The organism is Ferroplasma sp. Type II, from assembly GCF_000496155.1.
In genome coordinates, this window is the sequence record NZ_KI542701.1 from 2246 (window position 1) to 5957 (window position 3712).

Consider the following 3712-nt stretch of genomic DNA (forward strand, 5'->3'; position numbering starts at 1 on the left):
TACATAGTCCACCAGAAATGATTTGAAGACATCGGACAATACACGTTTTACTGAAGCGAAACATGTAAATACTATGTACCTATTTAGGTATAAGTTGAACACCTACATCAGAAAGAAAGAGATCAACGGCAGGGAATATCTCTATGAGATGACTCCTTACTGGGACAAGGAGAAAAAGAAGATCAGGTACCACAGCAAATACCTTGGAGTCCAGAAGGAAAATGGAATAGAGAAGATAAGGACACACTTACCGAGGAATATTTTTGTCTATGGGCCTTTCATACCGGTTTTGAGGATCATAAGGGAGATGGGCATTGAAAGCACCCTAGATTCTTTCTTCAACAGAGAGGACAGAAATGCAATCATTGCATTCACAGCTGCACGTGCAATAAGGTCACTTCCTGCTGACCTTGTCCGCACATGGTATGATGGTACCTACCTTTCTAAGGAATACCCATGCGATGTTTCTTCACAGCACATATCACGCCTGCTGAATGACATTGGGGACAGTGCCATTCCTGACAGGTTTTTCTCTGCATTCTCATCGCTCATGAAACCACAATCCTCGCTCCTGTATGATATAACAACCATTGCATCATATTCTACTAACAGTATATTCGAGTATGGCCATGCAAAGGATCATGCAGATCTTCCGGAAATCAACCTCTCACTTGTCATGGAGAGGAAAAGGTCACTGCCAGTATTATTCGAGATATATCCAGGGAGCATTGTGGATGTTTCCACCCTTGAGATAACGCTGAAAAGGATAAGAAATCTTGTACCGGAGATTGCAATCATCCTTGACCGCGGCTTCTTTTCACTGGACAACCTCAGGCTCCTCCAGGATCATGGATACATAATCTCAGCAACATACTCCAGGAAGGAGGTGAAGCATGTGTTCTCTTCCAACATGAAGAGGCTGGATTCTGCAGACAACACAATAATTCACAATGACAGGCCCATATTTGCCATGCATGTTGATTTCTCCATTGGGGATCTTTCCCTTAAGGGATACCTCTATCATGACCTGGATCTGGAAATGGGGGAAAGGTCAAACTTCCACCGGCACATCAGGGATGCCATGGATGCGATGGAAAAGACCATTCCAAGGGAGAAGAAAAATGCACAGATTGCCCAGATTAGATCCATTGAGGGAGAATATTGGAAGTACATAAGAACAACTGTAAGGGATGGAAAATACCACACAGAGGCAAGGAACAATGCCATATCCCAGAGGGAACACCGCATGGGGCGTTTCCTGCTTGTATACCATGGTGAATATACTCCTTCAGAATGCCTTGACCTCTACCGTGACAAGGATCGTGTTGAGAAAGCATTTGAAATCATGAAAACAGATCTGGATATATTTCCCCTTAGGGAGAGAAAGCCATCCACCATAAGGGGGCTTATCTTCATCCTCTACCTTTCATTGATAGTGAGATTGTCCATGAGAAGGATGTTGACAGAATCAGGATTGAACAGGAAATATTCCCTTGACAAGTTATTTCTTGAACTTGAGAAGCTGCAGATAATGGAGATTGATGGGAAAATGATTGAAAGGGAGAGAACCAAACAGCAGAATGAAATCCTGAAGGCCATTCAGTCGATAACATGTACCTAAATCTGAGGAGTTCAGGTTATTTATCAATATTACTATCAAAATTTATATATATATTTATGTATTAATTTCATTATGGATCGAAAAACTATTATAGCATTTTCATTTGCTACTATTATGATAGCTGCCGGCTTTACTGGGTTGTTGTACTATCGAATATGGTAAACTGCCAACCGATAAATCTATAGGTGTAAAAAATGAATGAAAATAAATTAGAAATTCAAAATAAAGCACATAAAAAACAAATTCCTAATAAATTTATATTATCATTGCTATTAATCACTATTTTTGATGGATATATAGCATATATGGCATATTTAGGCCATGTTAATGCACAACTCGTAAATATTCCTTTAATAGTGACTTTTATCGAATTATTATATTTTATTATGGTACTACGTTATTATAAAAAAAGAAAGGTTTAACAAAATGGGATAATAATTACAATCATCCTATGAGCAATAAAACTCCAACGTTGAGGGAGGTCATGAATTGTACAATAATTACATAGTTTCGTGAAACCTGAAATCAGAAGGTAATCCATCGGATAAGTCCTGAAAAATGGCATTATGGAGATTTCTTCTGTAAAATCCTCTATAAGAGGTTGGGAACGCTTATGTGTTCCGGTTAGGCATAATACAGATAAAGGCGTATTCTAATTGCACGTAGACAGGGATGTGTGCAAAGGGAGCACTGATACCCCTAAAGAGGCGCCATTGTAATCGGCAGCGACCTTAGGACTTAGTAATAGGTTCTCGGAAAACGTCCGTATCGTGAGGAATGAAGGCGAAAACGAAGCAAAAGTGAGAACCTCCAATCTTTTGTGGTCGAGAGTATGCCAGTGTGTATCAATCCATGAGGGATTACTATAAAATATTACGGAATATTTAAATATATATATCATATAATAGAATTATGGAAAATGATGATTCCGAACAAAACGAGCCATTAAGCAGGTTTACAACGCTCCCGGAGAGGATATCCGTAAGGTTGCACAAGCAACTTATGCCCGGAGAAACTATTGAGTTTACGCTGAGATCTGTGGTTGGATCCCATACCGAGGGGGGATTTGGAGGAGTTAAACCGGGATTTTCATTTGGTTCAGCAAGAAGTGGGCATGTCCAAAATGATCAGATGGGACACCCATGGCTGATAATTACAAATCAACGCTTGATACTGGTTTCAAAAGGTCTGATTAGTTTTGAAACAAGAACCTTTCGGTTTGATCAGATAAATTCTGTGGAGTTGCAACAGGGTGTACTATCGGATAAACTACTGATTCAGGGAATGGGTGTAAGGGAGGTTTGGGAGTTCAGACGTAAATTGAGAGAACTGTCAGAAAAAGGTGCAAAATACATTCAGGATAAGATAAATAAATCTATGGGTGACAAGAATTCACAACCGTCCGGTGGGGACCCTATGAACGAACTTAAGGTAAGACTCGCAAAAGGTGAGATAACAATGGATGAGTTTAATACGTTAAAAGACGCACTAAAATAATAAATTTACGAGTAAATTAACAGGAAAGCTCTGATCTTTGGAGGGGGGATGAATTGAGACTGTTTTGTCGGGAATGACCCAGTATGCATACTGAGGAAAACTTTCTGTTACTCACCGAGATACATTATGAACTAGACTTTTGCATTAATTATATTCACACTTAACAATTTAATATTGAAATTCGAAACGGTTAAGAATTTGCCGTGCGTTTGTGTGACATATGGAAATCCCAGTAGTGAAGAACCGAGAAATTCTTGATGGACTTTTGATCAATTACAGATCAGCATTTCCTGAAATCAGACAGTTCAGGCACTTCTCTGAACTAATCTCTGTCTTGAATAATTCAGAGAAAAGAAGCGTAGCCCATCTCAACTCCATCATATCAGATCATGCGAATCAGTCGAACATGAACAGGTTTCTTTCCTCCAAAATAGATGAGGATCTCATATTCCACTGAAACGTCAATCCTATCAACACCATGGGGGAGGAAAGAATAAAGAAGATGCAGGGTGGATATCTGATCGCTTCACTGGAAGTTAAAAAAAAACCCTCTAACCTGTTATAAATTGATAAAAATATGCAAACCGATGCTAT

4 protein-coding genes are annotated in these 3712 nt (G+C 39.3%); all 4 read left to right on the forward strand.

Annotated features, from left to right (window positions below):
* Positions 1–94 precede the first annotated feature (94 nt).
* The 4 genes from AMDU4_RS04480 to AMDU4_RS04495 all read left to right on the forward strand — a co-directional run bounded on the left by AMDU4_RS04480 (position 95) and on the right by AMDU4_RS04495 (position 3575).
* Positions 95–1621, forward strand: a complete 1527-nt coding sequence (locus AMDU4_RS04480) for an IS1634 family transposase (protein WP_290704194.1) — start codon at positions 95–97, stop codon at positions 1619–1621.
* 194 nt (positions 1622–1815) lie between these two features.
* The gene (locus AMDU4_RS04485; protein ID WP_021786793.1) at positions 1816–2043 is read left to right on the forward strand and encodes a hypothetical protein; all 228 of its coding nucleotides are present in this window, start codon (positions 1816–1818) and stop codon (positions 2041–2043) included.
* 490 nt (positions 2044–2533) lie between these two features.
* Positions 2534–3118, forward strand: coding sequence for a PH domain-containing protein (locus AMDU4_RS04490; protein WP_021786794.1), 585 nt, complete (start codon positions 2534–2536; stop codon positions 3116–3118).
* Positions 3119–3338: 220 nt separating this feature from the next.
* Positions 3339–3575 (forward strand): hypothetical protein, encoded by a 237-nt coding sequence (locus AMDU4_RS04495; protein ID WP_021786795.1) that lies wholly within the window; start codon positions 3339–3341, stop codon positions 3573–3575.
* Positions 3576–3712 lie beyond the last annotated feature (137 nt).